18 protein-coding genes are annotated in these 18216 nt (G+C 63.8%); 2 read left to right on the top strand and 16 right to left on the bottom strand.

Annotated elements, in window-relative coordinates:
• Positions 1–70: 70 nt before the first annotated feature.
• Both NKJ20_RS15075 and NKJ20_RS15070 read right to left on the bottom strand, forming a co-directional pair.
• Positions 71–2293: an AMP-binding protein gene (locus NKJ20_RS15075; protein ID WP_352745094.1), complete on the bottom strand. Its 2223-nt coding sequence runs from the start codon at positions 2291–2293 to the stop codon at positions 71–73.
• A gap of 141 nt (positions 2294–2434) precedes the next feature.
• Entirely contained in the window at positions 2435–2842 is a 408-nt protein-coding gene (locus NKJ20_RS15070) for a tautomerase family protein (protein WP_023677725.1), read from the bottom strand.
• Positions 2843–2956: 114 nt separating this feature from the next.
• Here NKJ20_RS15070 and NKJ20_RS15065 point away from each other — a divergent pair, with 114 nt between their 5' ends.
• Complete coding sequence (locus NKJ20_RS15065; RefSeq protein ID WP_352744967.1) at positions 2957–3811, top strand: LysR substrate-binding domain-containing protein; 855 nt, start codon at positions 2957–2959, stop codon at positions 3809–3811.
• A gap of 196 nt (positions 3812–4007) precedes the next feature.
• Here the strand turns inward: NKJ20_RS15065 and NKJ20_RS15060 are convergent, their stop codons facing one another.
• Complete coding sequence (locus NKJ20_RS15060) at positions 4008–4916, bottom strand: DMT family transporter (protein ID WP_502894997.1); 909 nt, start codon at positions 4914–4916, stop codon at positions 4008–4010.
• A 321-nt stretch (positions 4917–5237) separates the two neighbouring features.
• On the opposite strand from NKJ20_RS15060, the gene NKJ20_RS15055 reads away from it, so the two are divergent.
• Complete coding sequence (locus NKJ20_RS15055) at positions 5238–5744, top strand: OsmC family protein (protein WP_352448969.1); 507 nt, start codon at positions 5238–5240, stop codon at positions 5742–5744.
• Positions 5745–5895: 151 nt separating this feature from the next.
• On the opposite strand, the gene NKJ20_RS15050 is transcribed toward NKJ20_RS15055, so the two are convergent.
• The 13 genes from NKJ20_RS15050 to rpsF form a co-directional block, all read right to left on the bottom strand.
• Positions 5896–6117 (bottom strand): hypothetical protein, encoded by a 222-nt coding sequence (locus NKJ20_RS15050; protein ID WP_254820234.1) that lies wholly within the window; start codon positions 6115–6117, stop codon positions 5896–5898.
• Between the two features lie 130 nt (positions 6118–6247).
• A complete protein-coding gene (locus NKJ20_RS15045; RefSeq protein ID WP_352744964.1) occupies positions 6248–6877 on the bottom strand; it encodes a hypothetical protein in 630 nt (209 codons plus the stop codon).
• Positions 6878–6957: 80 nt separating this feature from the next.
• Complete coding sequence (locus NKJ20_RS15040; RefSeq protein ID WP_352680776.1) at positions 6958–7698, bottom strand: SDR family NAD(P)-dependent oxidoreductase; 741 nt, start codon at positions 7696–7698, stop codon at positions 6958–6960.
• A 74-nt stretch (positions 7699–7772) separates the two neighbouring features.
• Positions 7773–9242 (bottom strand): amidophosphoribosyltransferase, encoded by a 1470-nt coding sequence (gene purF, locus NKJ20_RS15035; protein WP_352680775.1) that lies wholly within the window; start codon positions 9240–9242, stop codon positions 7773–7775.
• Positions 9243–9367: 125 nt separating this feature from the next.
• Positions 9368–10039 carry a CvpA family protein gene (locus tag NKJ20_RS15030; RefSeq protein WP_023677716.1) on the bottom strand — a complete coding sequence of 224 codons (672 nt, stop codon included), beginning with the start codon at positions 10037–10039 and terminating at the stop codon, positions 9368–9370.
• A 47-nt stretch (positions 10040–10086) separates the two neighbouring features.
• Entirely contained in the window at positions 10087–11505 is a 1419-nt protein-coding gene (gene radA, locus NKJ20_RS15025) for a DNA repair protein RadA (protein ID WP_352744961.1), read from the bottom strand.
• Between the two features lie 228 nt (positions 11506–11733).
• Positions 11734–13224 carry a replicative DNA helicase gene (locus NKJ20_RS15020; protein ID WP_023677714.1) on the bottom strand — a complete coding sequence of 497 codons (1491 nt, stop codon included), beginning with the start codon at positions 13222–13224 and terminating at the stop codon, positions 11734–11736.
• 206 nt (positions 13225–13430) lie between these two features.
• Positions 13431–14399, bottom strand: coding sequence for a small ribosomal subunit Rsm22 family protein (locus tag NKJ20_RS15015; RefSeq protein ID WP_352744958.1), 969 nt, complete (start codon positions 14397–14399; stop codon positions 13431–13433).
• Between the two features lie 3 nt (positions 14400–14402).
• Positions 14403–14726, bottom strand: a complete 324-nt coding sequence (locus tag NKJ20_RS15010; RefSeq protein ID WP_352744955.1) for a YnfA family protein — start codon at positions 14724–14726, stop codon at positions 14403–14405.
• Positions 14727–14806: 80 nt separating this feature from the next.
• The gene (locus NKJ20_RS15005; protein WP_352569676.1) at positions 14807–16096 is read right to left on the bottom strand and encodes a cyclopropane fatty acid synthase; all 1290 of its coding nucleotides are present in this window, start codon (positions 16094–16096) and stop codon (positions 14807–14809) included.
• Positions 16097–16249: 153 nt separating this feature from the next.
• Positions 16250–16834, bottom strand: coding sequence for a 50S ribosomal protein L9 (gene rplI, locus NKJ20_RS15000; RefSeq protein WP_254820243.1), 585 nt, complete (start codon positions 16832–16834; stop codon positions 16250–16252).
• Positions 16835–17048: 214 nt separating this feature from the next.
• Positions 17049–17297 (bottom strand): 30S ribosomal protein S18, encoded by a 249-nt coding sequence (rpsR, locus tag NKJ20_RS14995; RefSeq protein WP_006203718.1) that lies wholly within the window; start codon positions 17295–17297, stop codon positions 17049–17051.
• The gene (rpsF, locus tag NKJ20_RS14990; RefSeq protein ID WP_292663863.1) at positions 17297–17797 is read right to left on the bottom strand and encodes a 30S ribosomal protein S6; all 501 of its coding nucleotides are present in this window, start codon (positions 17795–17797) and stop codon (positions 17297–17299) included. Before rpsF ends, rpsR begins: the two co-directional genes overlap by 1 nt.
• Between the last annotated feature and the right edge of the window lie 419 nt (positions 17798–18216).

The raw sequence follows: 18216 nt of genomic DNA, 5'->3' as shown, positions 1-18216 counted from the left end.
GCAAGAATCTAAAGCGCGTCGCACAAGGCCGGTCGAACGCGACGCGCTTTAGAGTTCTCGACAGCAAACCTCAGGCGGCTGCGCTCAGTCCCAGCCTCTCGAGCGCCAGCTTTTTAGTCGAGACATAGTCGGTCTTGCCGGAGCCCAGTACAGGGATCTCCTCGACCTTGACGATGTCGTTCGGCACCATCAGTTCGGCCGCGCCGGCTTTTTTGCCGAATTCGCGCAATTCGTCGGGGTCGGCATTGTCGGCGGTGGTGACCAGAACGAGGCGCTCGCCGCGCCGCTTGTCCGGCACTGCCACCACGGCGTGATGCTCTTCCGGCCACAGCGACTGCACCAGCATCTCGACCGCACCAAGCGATACCATCTCGCCGGCTATCTTGGCGAAGCGCTTGGCGCGGCCGCGAATGGTGATGAAGCCTTCGCGATCGACCGAAACGATATCGCCGGTGTCGTGCCAGCCTTCGAGCGGCTGCAACTCGCCAGGCCGGTCGCCGGTCATGTAGCCCATCATCAGGTTCGGCCCGTCGAGCCACAGCCGGCCGGCGTCGCTGATGCCTTCGACCGGTTCGAGTTTCATGCGCATGGCCGGCAGCAGCCGCCCGACCGTTCCGTCGCGGCCGTGGATGGCGGTGTTGACGGCAACCACTGGTGCGGCCTCGGTCAAGCCAAAACCTTCGATGATCTCAGCCTGGAAGCGCTCGCGGTAAACCCGGCGCGTCTCCGGCTTCACCGCCTCGGCACCGGCCACGACGAAGCGCAGGCTGGAAAAATCGCCGTCCTTGGCGGTGCGGGCATAGTTGGCGAGGAACGTGTCGGTGCCGAACATCACCGTCGGCCGGACCTTGCGCGCCACCTCCGGAATAAGTTTGTAGTGGAGCGGTGACGGGTAGAGGAACAGCTTTACTCCGGTGACCAGCGGCAGGATGGTGCCGCCGGTCAGCCCGAACGAGTGGAACACCGGCAGCACGTTGAGCAGGATATCGGCCGGCGAGATGGTGATGCGAGCTTCCGCCTGCATCGCATTGGCAAGAAGGTTCCGGTGCGACAGCACCACGGCCTTGGGCGTGCCTTCCGAGCCGGAGGTGAACAGGATCACCGCCGGCTTGGCTGCGTCCTGGCGCTGCAACGGCCAGCGCCACAGCAAGCCGGCTGCGGCCTTGTCCAGCACGGTCACGCTTGCGCGGACATCCTCCAGCCACAGCAGTTTCGCCCCGCCCTTTTCCACCGCCTCGACGATGTCGGCGAGGTTGGCCTTTTCGACAAAGGCGCGTGAGGAGACCACGGTTCGGATCATCGCCGTGCGGATGGCGGCGGTGACGCTGGCCGGGCCGGCGGTATAGTTGATCATTGCTGCCACCCGCGCAGCCGACAAAAGTCCGACGAACGACAGCACGACGCCATTGGCGTTGGGCAGGAGCAGCCCAACCGCTTCGCCCGGCGCTGTTATTGCCTCGAACCGTCGGCCCAAAACCCTGGCGCCGATGAACACTTTCCGGTAGCTCAGGGCACCGCTAATGACGTCCTCGATTATTGGGTGCGAAGCGCCAACACGGTCGGCCGCATCGCGCATGGCGAGGAACAGCCCTCGGTCGAGATCACTGCCGAAAAGCCTGGCCTCGGCGAAGCGATCAAACAGCGCATTGGTGTTGGAGGCCTGATCTGGGTTCCGCGCCACCAGCTCGGCGATGGTCATCGGCTCCAGCGCGCTGATCGACAGCTGCGGAAACCAATGGCGCGGCGCCTTGTCCGCCGGCGTCAGCGAGGCCGGCAGGCTGCGTGCGCCGGCAACGAAGACCGGCACGATACGGGCGTCGGCCTGCATGGCGATACGGGTGATGGCGCGAAACAACCGAAACGACTTGACGTCTGGCTCGACCGCATCCGGCAGGTAAACGGCGAGCCGGCCCTTGCCCTTCAGCACCCGCACCAATCTGCGGCTGACGAAGACATGCTCGGCGTTGAAGGCGATGGTGCGGCCGAGCTCGCGCCACGGCTCCAGCCACGGCGATCTGGCCGAAGCCTGGTCGAGGATGTGCAGCGTGTCCTCCGGCAGCAGCGACAGCATCAGCGCCGGCTCGATGCGTGACTGATGCCAGATGACATAGATGACCGGGGCCACCGACCTGCGCGCAATCTTGATGCGCTCGTCGCTGATCCGGTAGGCGAGCTTGAACGGCACGTAGAGCAGCGCCTGGCTCAACCGCAGGCCGAGGCGGAACTTCTCCACCACGCCGATCAGCAGCCAGGCCGCGACAAGACCCGCAAGCAGCGCCAGTGTCAGGATCATCGCCGCATCTCCCAACGATCTCACGTCGCGGCTCTTCAGTGGCCGCTTCGGGTGAGAACCTAGCCGAAGTTGGATCAACGTCAATGCGGCTCCATTTTTCCTTCTCTCCTATGTTTGATTCGGCTCGGCTGCCTATCGCAGCTACGCCGCTTTCATCCTTCCGCTGATGAAGCGGAATTCCTGCGTCTTGCCGCCAAAGCCATAGGCGGCTGCAGGCACTTCATGCACGAGGGCGTAGCTTTCCTCATGCACCTTACCCAGCAGCCGGCCGAATGCCGCGAAAATTGCCTGCAGATACGCCTCCAGTTCGAGCTTGGTGTTGGTGCCGTCGACAACCTTGATGTCGAGCCAGGCCGTGTTCGTGCCATGCTCGGCCAGCGACTTGCCGCCGGCGAACCAGTGCTCGGGGTCGTGATAGGAAATGGCAACAGCTGTGATTGTCGCGTCCTTGCGCAGATGCGTGGCCGTCAGTTCGGTCACTTCCTTGGCAATGGCGGCGGACAAAGCGGCATCGGGCTTGCCGGTAACGCTGACATTGATGATCGGCATATTTCTTCTCCTCGGTTTCAAGCGGCGCCTCTTCGCCGTCGAGAAAATCATGCCATCGTCCTTTGATCAAAAAAATCGAATTGTTTTTGATAAACACTTTGATAGTATCGAATTATGCAGGTGTTCGATCCCGACCTCCTCAAGACTTTCCTCGCTTTCGTCGATGGCGGTTCCCTGGCGCGGGCCGCGTCAACCGTCGGTCGCTCGCCGTCCGCAGTGACCGCGCAGATGCAGCGGCTGGAGGATGTTGTCGGCGAACCGCTGCTGGTGCCGCAGGGGCGAGGGCGCGGCCTGACGCCGGCAGGCGAGGATCTGATCGTTCACGCGCGTCGCATCCTTGCCGCGCACCGCGAGGCGTGGCTGGCCCTCAAAGGCGCGCACGCCGACGGGCGCGTCGCCATCGGCACCACGCAGGATTTCGCCGACAGCGGCTTGCCGCAGCTTCTCAGGGCTTTTGCTGTCAGCCATCCGCGCGTCAGGATCGAACTGCGCGTCGGCCGTTCCGCCGAACTGGCGCAGGCTTTGCAGGCCGGCACCCTTGATCTGGCCATTGCCATGCGGCAGGTGCCGACACGGGACGAAGTCGGTGTGCTCAAGGAACCAATGATCTGGCTTTGCTCACAGAACGGGCTGGCCACCCGCCACGACGAACTGCCCTTGGCGCTGCTCGATCCCCATTGCGGGTTTCGCGAAGCGGCGACCAGTGCACTCGATGCGGCCGGCCGTCGCTACCGCATTGCTGCCGGCAGTGCCAGCCTTGCCGGCCTGCGCACGGCGGTGCACGCCGGCATCGCCTTGACGTTGAGGACGGCGCGCTTCGCTCATTCCGGCATCGTCGAGGCGCCGCGCGATCTTGATCTGCCGCCGGTGCCGGTCGCCGAATTCGCCGTCCGCTTGCGTGAGGATGCCGACCGGCCGGCGCAGGATCTGGCCGCGTTGTTCAGCGGCAACCTGGCCTTGGCCAATTGAGCCAGCAAAGAAAAAGCCGACCTTGCGGTCGGCTTCTGAGTAGGACGGGCCGAGGGGTTTGGGGGGACTTGGGGTGGCCCGTCGCAGCCATAATGCCTGAGCCCTATGATGGTTCCATGACTTTTCAAATTAATTTTCAGGACCGGATTTCTCGTGATCGGACCACCAACTCGCGCTCGGACGCGGCGAGGATTGGTCATGCATCCGCTGCGCGCTGCCTGGCCATCAGCCAGTCGCGGCCGGCGTGAGCGAACACCGCGCAAAGCACGATGGCGCCACCGACCATGCTGGCTGCCGGCGGGATCTCCGCCAGGAACAGGAAGGCAAACAGGATCGCGAATGGCACTTCAGCTGAACCCAGCAATCCGGACTCGGCCGCCGGAATAAGCCGGGTGCCCTCCGTCCACAGGATCGAAGCCAGCGCGAACGAGGCGCCGAAGGTGGCTAGAAGCACAGCGTCCCTGGTCGAGACAGCCAGCGGATCGGCGACGAACCAGCCGAGCACGAACAGAAGGAATGCCGACACCGCACCCGCCCACACCACCGGCGTGTCGCGGAAGGCGCGCACCATGATCATGTAGAGCGCGCTGCCGATCGTCATCAGCAGCGCCAGCCCGTCGCCGAACAAATGGCCGGTGCCGAAGCCGGACCAGACCATGATTGCCACACCGCATAGTGACACAGCAGCGGCGGCAAGCGTCTGCAGCCGGAACGGCTCGCGGACCAACAGGAGGGCCAGCAGCGCGGTGACGAACGGGGCCGTGGCATAGATGATCGCGACATTGGCGACAAAGGTGAACTTGAACGCCGAGATAAAGGCGATGCTCGCGAGCGCGCCCTCGATCGCCAGCAGCCAGCCTCGCCAGCCGAGCCGCAAGCTGTCGCGACCGCCGGAGCGCTGGCGGCGCCATAAGACATAGAGGCTGATCAGGATCGAGCCGACGAAGCCGCGCCAGCAGGTAATGGTCAGCGGGTCGGCATGGATCGATTTGGTCAGCACGCCGGTGAGGCCGAAGACGGCCGCCGATGCCGAGACCAGGATGATGCCGAGGGTACGCTCGCGGGCGCTTTCCACTGTGCATGGCATGTCCAGCGATCCCGTCATCTCACCAGCCTACGCTGCCCCTTCCTGACACCATAGTGTCAGCTTGAGGCGTCCTGCATCGAAAACAGCAGGTAGGCAGCCCCGGTGAACAGGATTCCGGCAAGAACCCGTTCGCGGGTTTCCACGATGGCGATATCGGCCATATGTCCGGCGGCCTTACGAATGTGTTGCGAGAGACGGTGTGAAGGCGTTGGATGCTCCCCGTATCGTCAGGCTATACGGGCGAAACCCTGCCAAGCGCTACGCCAGTGGAGACTTGCGTTTGGGCAGACGGCATCGCCGTTAGGCAGCGAAGCCAGGCAACTATGGGAGAGAAACGAAATGGACGCGATCGCATTGAAGGCCATGCAGGCGCCGCTGAAGGTGGCCTATCGCGACGACGCCTCGCGCGCGCTGATTACTCTCCGCGCCAAAGGCTCGATCGACGACCAATCGATCGCCTGCAAGGTCGAGACAGGCAGGGCGATCGCCATTGCCGGGCTGCATCCGGCGACCGGCGGCACCGGGCTCGAACTCTGCTCCGGCGACATGCTGCTGGAGGCACTGGTGGCTTGCGCCGGCGTCACGCTGAAGGCGGTAGCGACGGCGCTGGAATTCAAGCTTGGGGCCGCCACGGTGGAAGCCGAAGGCGACCTGGACTTTCGCGGCACGCTTGGCGTGGCAAAGGATGCGCCGGTTGGCTTCCGCGCCATCCGGCTGACATTTGGCCTCGACACCGACGAGCCGCAGGAGCGCATCGATGCGCTGCTCAAGCTGACCGAGCGCTACTGCGTCGTGTTCCAGACCATCAGCCAGAAGCCGGAGCTGACGGTAAGCGCGCGACGCTGACGATCTCCCCCTTGAGGGGGAGATGTCGCCGAAGGCGACAGAGAGGGTTGTCTCGCGTGAAGCGGCAACCGCTGCAGCAGGCCGAGCCCGGTCGGACCACCCCCCCTCTGGCCAGTCGGCCATCTCCCCTCAAGGGGGAGGTCACGCTGTCCTACTGCGCCGACGGCTCCTCGGCGTCGCCCTCGTCGGCGAAGGGCGAGGCGCTCGGCACGCACTGCACCGACCAGCCGGCCGGCGTCGGTTGCTTCTGGTATTCGGTTATGGCGAAGGCGCACTGTTCGCGGGTGTCGAATGTGCTGGGCAGCACGACCATGCCGCCTTGCGGGCCGGCGATCACCAGATACCAGACTAACGCTACGCTCGGTGCCGCCATGAGTATTTCCTCGCTCTGCTTGTTTTGGGAGTCGCACGATCCTAGCAACTCCGGCCCAGCGGCGAAAGCTGGGCCAAAGCGCGGCGTTAAGCCACGGCATCACAGCCACGTGATGTCGGGTCGTTTTGGTTCAGTTCACCGCAAAACAATAGAACAGGCCGTCGCCGCCGGTGCCCTTCAGCGCTTCCTGGCTGCAGCCACCGCGTGACGCATGCGAGGAATTCCACGATTTGGCGGCTGCCGAATCATCGAGGCCGGTACGATCGTGATGACCCATCATCGCCACACCTTCTGCTCCGCTCAGCGTCCAGTCGCCGCAGGTCTGGTCGGCTATTTTCGTGCCATCCGGCTTGGAGCCGGTCAACACGTCGTGCCGGTTGGGCGTGTCGCCGCGGCCGTTGACCATTTGGCCCTTTTCGTCGAGTGCCGTCTGTTTGGTGATGGCGTTGGCATCGCTATGCAGGGAAGCGACATCATCGGCGATCTTGACGCCCTTGGCGTTGAACCACGGGCCTTTGCCGATACGGTCGCGTGCATCGGTATCGCTGGTCGAGAGATAGGCGCGCCATGTCTTGCCGGTAACGCCCGCGGCTTCGGCCAGTGAACTACAATGGGCGTCGGCGCCGCCGAGACCGCCGAGATCGGCGCCTTTGCCGGAGCCGACGCTGGTGACGAAAAAGCTCATCGTTGCCTCCTGCGACGACGCGGCGCCGATCACTGCAAGCAGCGCGGTGGCAGTCAAGAGAAGCAGTCTCCGCATATGGTCCTCCGTTTCTCGAATTGTGGCACCCGAACAACGTTGGTGCCGGCGCAATTCTTCCGGCAAAATGCGATGTGTGGCTACTCCGGCTGCCGGTAGGCGACAAAGCGATTGTGCTTGGCCTGGAAGATCAGCCCGGTCTCCTTGAGCTTAGGGCTGGCCAGCGGCACGATACGCTTGGCGATCTCCGAAGGGTGCGGCAGTGTTTCAGGATCCTCGCCGGGTACGGCCTGCGCCCGCATCGCGGTGCGCGTTGCCCCGGGATCGGCGGCATTGACCCTGAGCGGCAGGTTTTCGGTCTCATGCGCCCATGAACGCGTCATGGCCTCGACCGCCGCCTTCGACGCCGCATAAGGCGCCCAGAAGGCGCGTGCGGAGTGGGCAAGGCTGGAGCTCAGCACGATAGCACGGCCGGCATCGGAAAGCCTGAGCAGCGGGTCGACCGAGCGGATCAGCCGCCATGTTGCGGTGACGTTGATGGTCATCACCTTCTCGAAGGTCTTGGCCTCGACATGGCCGATCGGGGCGATGACGCCGAGCACAGCGGCGTTGGCGACCAGTATGTCGAGCTTGCCCCAGCGCTCGTGGATGGCGCCGCCCAGCCGGTCGATCCCCGCCATGTCGGCAAGATCGAGCGGTACCAGCGTCGCCTGTCCGCCACCTGCCTTGATCTGGTCGTCGAGTTCTTCCAACCCGCCGACGGTGCGAGCAACCGCAATCACATGCGCACCGGCCGCGGCAAGCTCCCTGGCGATGAAATAGCCGATGCCGCGCGAGGCGCCGGTGACGACCGCAACGCGGCCGGAGAGATCAAGGCTCATACGATGGATTCCGACAGGCAAGGTGAAACCGCCGTGAGGGGCTAAGGGGAGGGAGACAAACGGACCGGCAAGGCCTACGACCCGCCGGCCGCTAACAGCGACAGCGTGCGCACATTGTCGGAGCCTTCGAAGTCGGCAAGCCGGGTCGGATACTGGCCGGTGAAGCAGGCGTCGCAGAATTGCGGCTGCTCGTTGTCGCGGCCGACCTCGCCGACGGCGCGGTAGAGCCCGTCGATCGACAGGAAGCCGAGCGAATCGACGCGGATGAACTCGGCCATCTCCTCCACCGACATGCGCGACGCCAGCAGCTTCGATTTTTCCGGTGTGTCGACGCCGTAAAAGCAGGAAGCGCGCGTCGGCGGCGAAGCGATGCGCATATGCACTTCCTTGGCGCCGGCATCGCGCACCATCTGGACGATCTTCTGGCTGGTGGTGCCGCGCACGATCGAATCGTCGACCAGCACCACACGCTTGCCTTCGATCATGCGGCGGTTGGCGTTGTGCTTGAGCTTGACACCCATGTGGCGGATCGAATCGCCGGGCTGGATGAAGGTGCGGCCAACATAGTGATTGCGGATGATGCCGAGCTCGAACGGAATGCCCGCGGCCTGCGAAAAGCCGATCGCCGCCGGCGTGCCCGAATCCGGCACCGGCACGACGATGTCGGCCTCGACCGGACTTTCCTGCGCCAGCTCGGCGCCGATGCGCTTGCGCACTTCATAGACGTTGCGGCCTTCGACCGACGAATCCGGCCGCGCGAAATAGACATATTCGAAGATGCAGAAGCGGGTCTTCTGCGGCTCGAACGGGAACAGGCTTTCGATACCCTTGCTGGTGACGACGACCATTTCGCCGGGCTTCAGGTCGCGCACGAAACGCGCACCGATAATATCGAGCGCGCAGGTCTCGGAGGCGAGAATCCAGGCGCCGTCGAGATCGCCGAGCACCAGCGGGCGGATGCCGAGCGGGTCGCGGCACCCGATCATCTTCTTGGACGTCATCGCCACCAGCGAGAAGGCGCCTTCGACTTGGCGCACCGCATCGATGAAGCGCGAATTCAGGTCGCGCTCCTTGCTGGTGGCAACCAGGTGCAGGAGCGTTTCGGTGTCGGAGGTGGAAGAGAAGATGGCGCCTTGCTTCTGCAGGGCGCGCTGAACGGTCATGGCGTTGGTGAGATTGCCGTTATGGGCGACGGCAAAGCCGCCATCGGCAAGTTCGGCGAAGAAAGGCTGGATATTGCGCAGACCGGCGCCGCCGGTGGTGGCATAGCGTGTGTGGCCGATGGCACGGTTGCCTTGCAGGCTGTCGATGACACGCTGCTTGGTAAAGGTGTCGCCGATCAGGCCGACATGGCGTTCGACATGGAATTGGGTGCCGTCATAGGAAACGATGCCGGCCGCTTCCTGGCCTCGATGCTGCAACGCATGCAGACCGAGCGTTACGATGGCTGCGGCGTCCTGCCGGCCGAAAATGCCGAACACGCCGCATTCGTCGTGGAAATGGTCGTCGGCTTCGGCGGAAAGCACGTCGTCTGCGTCTGCCACTGAGGCTGCCATTGGGGCTCAAGCTCCGCTAAAGTCGCCATATAAGGTCATAGCGCATCGAAAGCAACGCACGTCGTGCGGCGTTCACATGATCGACAGTCTTGAGCCTCGCAAGTCTGTCAAAATCAGTTTGCCGGCGCCGGGTTTGCAGGTGCCGGCGTCGCGGGCGCATTGTCGGCCGGCGGCGCATCGCTGTCGTCGGGTGCCGGAGCAGTGGCGTCGTCGCCGGCGGCAGGGGCTTCCGCTGCAGGCGCGTCGGGGGCCAGAGGCGTCTCGGTGGCCGGCTGATTCGGATTGAGCTTGTTGAGGATGGCGTTTTCCGGATCCTCGGGCAGCAGGCTTTCGAGCTTGGCGCCGATCGATTCGAGCAACGGCTTTGACTTGGCGTTGGCAATCCAGCCTGGAGCCTTGGCGCCGGCCAGCCAATTGAAGAAAAGCAGCGCGACAGCGACGACCAGAATGCCGCGCGCCGCGCCATAGAGGAAGCCAAGTGTACGATCGAGCGCGCCGATCCTGGAATCGATGATCCAGTCGGCGAGCTTCATGGTGATGACCGAAACGACGATCAGCGCGACAATGAAGACGATACCGGCGGCCGCCGCCATGGCGGCCTTTTCGTTGTCGACATAGGGCTGGATGTAAGGCAGCACCGGCTTGTAGAAGAAGAAGGCGGCGGCCGCGGCGGCTGCCCAGGAGATGATCGACAGGATCTCGCGCGAAAAGCCGCGAACCATAGCGAGCATCGCCGAGACCAGGGTGAAGCCGACGAGAATTCCGTCAAGCAGCGTAATCGGCATGTTTTTCGCCCCACTCCGATCTCTTTTTCACGGCCCGACGAGCCGCATCACTCTTGCTCGTCGGCGCGGCTGCGCCGAGAGCCGGCTATGCGCGCCACGAGATCGGCAAGCTCGGTGGGCTGGAAAGCGCCGGCTCCGATCCCCCCGACCCCATTGCCACCAACAAGTTCCTCGCTGCCCAAGGGCAGAACCGCGCGTCCGAAACCCAGCTTTTCGGCTTCCTTGAGGCGCTGCTGCGCATGCGCAACCGGCCTCACCGCACCCGACAGGCTGATTTCGCCGAAATAGACGCAATCGGCGGGAAGGGCAAGACCGATGAGCGAGGAAACCAGTGCCGCCGCCACTGCCAAGTCGGCCGCCGGCTCCGAAATGCGGTAGCCGCCGGCAACGTTGAGATAGACGTCGTGCGTGCCGAAGCGGACGCCGCAATGGGCTTCCAGAACCGCCAGGATCATCGACAGCCGGGCACCATCCCAGCCGACGACGGCGCGGCGCGGTGTGCCCAGCGTCGATGGCGCCACCAGCGCCTGGATCTCGACCAGCACCGGCCGTGTGCCTTCCATGCCGGCGAAAACCGCGGCACCCGGCGACTTCGCATGGCGCTCACCGAGGAAAAGCTCGGACGGATTGGCGACTTCCCGCAAGCCCTTGTCCGACATTTCGAAGACGCCGATCTCATCGGTTGGCCCGAAGCGATTCTTGACCGTGCGCAGGATGCGGTAGTGGTGGCCGCCTTCGCCCTCGAAATAGAGCACCGCGTCGACCATGTGCTCGACGACGCGCGGTCCGGCAATCTGGCCCTCCTTGGTGACGTGGCCGACCAGAACGATCGCCGCCCCTGTGGATTTTGCGTAGCGGATCATCGCCTGGGCGGCGGCACGCACCTGGGTCACCGTGCCGGGCGCCGAATCGGCCATATCGGTCCACAGCGTCTGGATCGAATCGAGAATGACCAGATCCGGCCGCTTGCCATCGGCGATGGTGGCGAGGATGTCCTCGACATTGGTTTCGGCGGCGAGCTCGACCGGGGTGTCGGCGACGCCGAGCCGCTGGGCGCGCAGCCTGATCTGCGCGACCGCCTCTTCGCCCGAGACATAGACGATGCGGTGGCCCTTTGCCGCCAGCGCGGCCGCGGCCTGGGTGAGCAGCGTCGACTTGCCGATGCCGGGATCGCCGCCGACCAGCAGCGCCGAGCCGCGCACGAAGCCGCCGCCGGTGGCCCGGTCGAGTTCGCCGATGCCGGAGACGATGCGCGGCGCGTCCTCGATGTCGCCGGAGAGGCTGGTCAGCACCACCGCGCGGCCCTTGCGTGCATTGCGCGTATTGGCCGGGCCGGAACCTATGCCGCCTGACGTGCCTTCCTCGACCAGCGTGTTCCACTCGCCGCAGGCATCGCATTTGCCGGCCCAGCGCTGATGCACCGAACCGCAATTCTGGCAGATGAACTGAATGCGGGATTTGGCCATCAGGCGCGGCCTGCGGCAATTGAAAGACAAGTCGGCGGGACAGCGCCCCCCTCTGTCCTGCCGGACATCTCCCCCTCAAGGGGGGAGATTGGCAGCTCCGATATTGCCGTACATCTAGCAGCATTGACGATTGCCGAAAGCCGAAACGACATCCGATCTCCCCCCTTGAGGGGGAGATGTCCGGCAGGACAGAGGGGGGTGCGAAGGAATGAGACCTGTATCAAGAGGTCACTCGAACCGATCCGGCAAATGATGCTCTTCCGCAAGGTCCGAGAAGCGGGTGAATTCGCCCTGGAAGGCGAGGCTGACCGATCCCGTTGGGCCGTGGCGCTGTTTGGCGACGATGACCTCGGCCTTGCCGCGCATCTCGTTCATCTCGTGTTCCCATTTGATGTATTCGTCGGTGCCCGGCTTCGGCTCGCGGTTCTTCAGATAATATTCCTCGCGGTAGACGAACAGCACCACGTCGGCGTCCTGCTCGATGGAGCCCGATTCGCGCAGATCCGAAAGCTGCGGGCGCTTGTCGTCGCGGCTCTCGACCTGGCGCGACAGCTGCGACAGCGCGATGATCGGCACCGCCAGCTCCTTGGCTAGTGCCTTGAGGCCGGTGGTGATCTCGGTGATTTCCTGGACGCGGTTTTGCGAGGATTTCGCGCTCGATCCCTGCATCAGCTGGATATAATCGATAACGATGACGTCGAGGCCGCGCTGGCGCTTCAGGCGACGCGCGCGGGCCGACAGCTGAGCGATGGAAATGCCGCCGGTCTGGTCGATGAACAGCGGGATTTTCTGCATTGTCTGCGAGCAGGCGACCAGCTTTTCGAAATCCATCTCGCTGATCTCGCCGCGCCGGATTTTCGACGACGGGATTTCCGTCTGTTCGGAAATAATGCGGGTGGCCAGCTGTTCGGATGACATTTCGAGCGAAAAGAAGCCGACGACGCCGCCATTGGCCGCCTTGAACGAGCCGTCCGCCTGCTGCGCCGGGACATAGGCCTCGGCGATGTTGAAGGCGATATTGGTGGCGAGCGAGGTCTTGCCCATGCCGGGGCGGCCGGCAATGATGATCAGGTCGGACGACTGCAGGCCGCCCATGCGGCGGTCGAGATCGCGCAAGCCGGTAGCAACGCCCGACAAATGCCCGTCGCGCATATAAGCCGCATTGGCCATGTCGACGGCGGTCTTGACGGCATCGGTGAAGCTCTCGAAGCCGCCATCGTAGCGGCCGGTTTCGGCCAATTCGAACAGGCGCCGCTCGGCATCCTCGATCTGGTCGGAAGGCGACATGTCGACCGGCGCGTCATAGGCGATGTTCACCATGTCCTCGCCGACAGTGATTAGCGCGCGCCGCGTCGCCAGATCGTAGATGGCGCGGCCATAGTCGGTGGCGTTGACGACGGTGACGGCCTCGACCGCCAACCGCACGACATATTGCGCCACCGTCATGTCGCCGACCTTCTCGTCGGCCGGCAGGAAGGTCTTCAGCGTGATCGGCGTCGCGATCTTGCCCATGCGGATGAGCTCGGCCGCGACCTCGAAGATCTTTCTATGCAGCGGCTCGTAGAAATGGCCGGGCTTCAGGAAGTCGGAGACGCGGTAGAAGGCATCGTTGTTGACCAGTATGGCGCCGAGCAGCGCCTGCTCGGCCTCGATATTGTTCGGCGCCTCGCGATAGAGCGGTGTTTCCGCCACGCCGAATTTTCGTGCTGCCTCTGCCATGATGTCCCCGGTCCTGATCCCCGTCTCTCGATATCAGAACGAGACAAGTCGGTGATGACTTATCTGCATCAGTCCCCAACCAACCAACTTTGATGCCCGCGATTCACAGCCAGGATCTTTCGGTGGAAAGAATCTCGATTGACTCGAATCAAGATGGCGAGCCTAGCCGTTCTCAGGCGAGAACAAAACAGGAAAATAGCTGCCGGTCATTCCGGCAAGGCATCACCCCAATCCAGTCGCCGCGCGGCCTTGAACGTCTCGCCGTCGCGCTTGGTGAACAGTCGCTCGGCAGCACTCCCATCCTGTTGGCAAAGCTTCAGCAAGACCTTGCCGGAGCCCGATTTCGGCGGTGCGATCACCCGCGCCCGGGACGGAGCGGCCGGATGGCGGGATGCGGCGACAAAGATGAATTTCTCGTCCTCCCACGGCACCTCGGCATCCTTGGCCAGCCGGTGCAGGCGCGAGCGGGCGACGCGACGGGCGAAATGGCACCAGTCGGGAGCGACGAGCGGGCAGGGCGCCTCATGCGGACATGGCGCGAGCACATGCGCGCGCGCCTCGATCAGCTGTCGGCGCACGGCAAGGATGCGCTGCCAGCCGGCCGGCGTGCCTGGCTCTACGACCAGCAGCGTGTCGGCGGTCAGCTGCCAGAGCCGGTCGACGAGTTTTGCCAGCGATGCCGGCGCGATCTCGTCCAGCACATAGGCTGAGGTCACCAGATCGGCCGGCTCCAGCTCGGCCAGGTCGATAGTGACATCGCCGGTCCGCCAGGCGGTCCTGGCAGTGACCGCCTCGGCGGCAAGCGCCTCGCCGACGCGCCGCACCGCGGCACCGGCCTCGAGCAGCACCGCCTGTTCGAGATCGGGCCAGAGATCGATTGTGGCCCAAAGCACCGTACCAGGGCCGGCGCCGACATCGAGCAAGGTCTTCGGAGCATAGTCGGGCCGAGACTCGCCCACCGCATCGAGGCTGGCGCGAACGGCCGCATAGGTCGCCGGTAGCCGCGTTGCCAGATAGGCCTTCACCGCCATGTCTTCGGCCATGTGCAGGCGACCGTCGCGCAACTCTGCGCGGTAGCGGTCCGACAGCGTCTTTGCCGCTTGCTTAAGCATCGGCAACGGCACCTGTTCGAGAAGGCGGTCGACGCCTTGTCTAAGCGGGACGGGCAGTTCCATCGCTTAGGCAGTCCGAGGTGCGAGCAGAATGACCGAGGCGCCAACGATGCAGATCGCGGCACCGGCAAGATCCCAGCGGTCGGGGTGCACGCCTTCCGCCAGGCACAGCCAGGCCAGCGAGGCGGCAATGTAGATGCCGCCATAGGCGGCATAGGCCCGGCCCGCCGCGCTGGTGTCGACCAGCGCCAGCAGCCACGCGAATAGCACGAGCGAGACGAGACCGGGCGCCAACCACAGCGGCGACTTGTCCAGCCGCCGCCACGCCCAGAGCGAAAAGCAGCCGGCGATCTCGGCAAGTGCGGCGGCGACGTAGAGGAGGTAGGTCATGAAAAAGGTCCCGCGTTGACGCGACCTTTTTCAGCGTGCCGGCCGGCAATGGCAAGCGGCAATGGCGTGACGCCGGCAGTCTACTCCGGATCCGCCACCTTGCGGCGGCGAGTGGGCTTGGCCACCGGAGCCTTTTCGCGACGTCCAAGATCGCGCATCTCCAGCGCCTTCTCGCAACTGGCCATGTAGTCGCGCGTCATCGGCAGCGTGTCGTTCTTCTTGGCAATCTGGATCTGGAAGATCACCAGATCCTGCCAGCGGAAGGCAGCTTCCGAGGCGGCAAGATAGAACTCCCACATGCGGCAGAAGCGCTCGTCATAAATCGCCTTGGCCTTGTCGCGGTTGGCCGCGAAGCGCTCGCCCCAATGCTTCAGTGTCTCGGCATAATGCAGCCGCAGAACCTCGATATCGGTGACGACGAGCCCCGATTTTTCGATGGCCGGCATCACTTCGGATAGCGACGGGATGTAGCCGCCCGGGAAGATGTACTTGCGGATGAAGGCGCTGGTTGCCCACGGCACGCCGGAGCGGCCGATCGTGTGCAGCAGCATGACGCCGTCCGGCTTCAGCAGCGTCGCCGACTTGTCGAAGAAGGTGCGGAAATGATTGACCCCGACATGCTCGAACATGCCGACGGAGACGATGCGGTCGAAACGCTCATTGAGCTCGCGATAGTCCTTGATGTCGAAATGCACCCGGTTTTGCAGGCCTTGCGCATGGGCGCGGTCGGTGGCGACGCCGTGCTGCTCGGTCGACAGCGTCACGCCTTGCACGTCGACGTCGAACGCCTTGGCTAGATAGAGCCCAAGCCCACCCCAGCCGGAGCCGATATCAAGAACCGTCTGGCCGGCCTTCAGCCTGAGCTTGGCGGCGATATGGCGCTTCTTGGCCGCTTGTGCCTCGTCGAGCGTCATGTCCGGCTGCTCGAAATAGGCGCAGGAATATTGCATGTCCTCATCGAGGAAGAGGCGGTAGAGGTCGCCCGACAGATCGTAATGGCGCTGCACGTTGCGGCGCGCCCGCGACGCCGTGTTGATCTGCTGCAGGCGCCGGAAGGCGTGGCGCAGACCTTCGATCGCCTTCGACCAGGTGGCATCGATACCGCCGCTGCCCATGTTCTGGAAGGCAATCCGCATCACCCCCAGCACGCCGCCCTCGAGAATGTCGAGTTCACCGTCCATGTAGGCTTCCGGCACCGCCAGCATCGGATCGAAGGTTATTGCGCGCTCGGCATGCCTTGTCTTGATGTGCATGTGCACCGGCTCGCCGCTGCCGTCACCGAAAGTCACCATCGAGCCTTGCGGCCCTGTCACCTTGAGATTGCCTATGCGGACCAGGCGGTCGAGAACGCGCTTCAGCAGAATATTCATGACCAATTGTCCCCTCTCGGCCAGACATGCTGTCCTATTCTGCATCAAGATATAGGGGTTCGAAAAGTTCCATTTGGCATAAAAATGCCCGGGTACGAGGCCCGGGCATTGGTCCAGAATAGCGATTAGCCGGCGAATGCCGACGAATGACGATCAGCCGTTGTCTTCGCCGCCTTCGAACTCCGCATTCGGATCGAAGAAGTTTTCCGGCCGCGCATTATCGTTGATGTCCTCGCCGTAGATGGCTTCGGCGGTGGTCAGTGTTTCGCCCTTGGCCTGGCGCTCGGCTTCGTCGGCCGTGCGGGCAATGTTGAGCGTGATGGTAACCTCGACTTCCGGGTGCAGCGCGATCGCCACATTGGTGACGCCGATGGTCTTGATTGGCTGGTTGAGCAGGATCTGGTTGCGGTTGACCGAAAAACCTTCCGCCGTCACCAGCTCGGCGATGTCGCGCGTCGAGACCGAACCATAAAGCTGGCCGGTCTCGCCGGCCGAGCGCACCGCGATGAAGCTCTTGCCGTCGAGCTTTTCTGCAATCTGCGCGGCTTCGGACTTGCGCTCCAGGTTGCGGGCTTCGAGCTGGGCCCGCTGTCCCTCGAACTTCTTCTTGTTAGCTTCGTTGGCGCGCAGCGCCTTGCCTTGCGGCAGCAGGAAATTGCGGGCGAACCCGTCCTTGACCTTGACGGTATCGCCCATCTGGCCGAGGCGGGAAACGCGTTCGAGAAGAATGACTTCCATGGTTTTGTTCCTTCGCTTGGGCGCTATCCTCAGGATCGGCGCCGAGTTGTCTGGAACAGGTCAGGAAGCTGGGGCGTCATCGCCTGTGTCGCTGTCCTGCCTGTCGCGGCAGTTAGGATCTCTTGTTGAAATCCAACCCGGGATTTGGTGTTCGATCCGGCTACGCCCGTCGTGGCCGGTGAAAAAGCGGGCGGCGAACCGCCCGCCTGAAGTGTTAGCGGACCACGTAGGGCAGCAGGCCGAGGAAGCGGGCGCGCTTGATCGCCTTGGCGAGTTCGCGCTGCTTCTTCTGGCTGACGGCGGTGATACGCGATGGCACGATCTTGCCGCGCTCGGAGATGTAGCGCTGCAGAAGCCGCACGTCCTTGTAGTCGATCTTCGGCGCGTTGGCGCCGGAGAACGGGCAAGTCTTGCGGCGACGGTGGAAGGGGCGCCGGGTTGGGATCTGGTTGATGTCGACCATTATTCTGCGGCTCCTTCAAAGCCTTCGCGCGGACGGCGCGGGCCACGATCGGCACCGCCATCGCCGAAGCTGCGCGGCGGACGATCACCACGGTCACCGCGATCGCGGTCGCCGAATGAGCGCGGGCCACGATCGCCACGGTCGCGGTCGCCGAAGCCGCCGCGTTCCGAGCGCTCTTCGCGCTTCTGCATCATTGCCGACGGACCTTCCTCATGCGCATCGACCTTGATGGTCAGGAAACGCAGCACGTCCTCGGACAGGCCCATCTGGCGCTCCATTTCATTGAGCGCGGCCGGCGGGCAGGTGATGTCCATGAGTGTATAGTATGCCTTCCGGTTCTTGTTGACCCGGTAGGTGAGGGACTTCAGTCCCCAGTTCTCGACCCGGCCGACGGACCCGCCATTCGCGGTGATGACGCCCTTGTACTGTTCGACAAGCGCATCGACCTGCTGCTGCGAGAGGTCCTGCCGGGCAAGAAACACATGTTCGTATAGAGCCATAGTGTTCGTGCCTTTCTTCGTTTCTCTCCCGGTTCCCGGCGGCAAAAGCCTCTGCAACTTCTCTGACCCGCAATCCTTGCGAAGGCGGGGAAGAAAGGAGCATGACGAGACGGTCGAGAGCGGAGACACGGGAGGCGGAAGCGCTTCTGGCTTCACGCGAAGGTTTCGAAAAACCTCCGGCCCTCCGTTCAGCCCCCAGCAAGGACCGGCAGATTGCGGGCGTCTATACAGGAATTTGACCGCAAAGCAAGGCCAAACGACAGGGCAAACGGCCCTACCGTCCCAGAGCGCCACGGGCCTCCACGGCAAGGCTTACGGATTTCCTGAAACCGGACCTTAACCACCATGCGAAGTTCCAGCACCGGCGGGTGTTGCGGCAACCCGTCGTTCATCATGCGGATGCAAAAGCAAACAGTCTG

The sequence above is a fragment of the Mesorhizobium sp. M0185 genome (assembly GCF_040322175.1).
Classification (GTDB): Bacteria; Pseudomonadota; Alphaproteobacteria; order Rhizobiales; family Rhizobiaceae; genus Mesorhizobium.
Note: the sequence above shows the minus strand (reverse complement) of the source record. Positions and strands in the feature narration are given on the sequence as shown.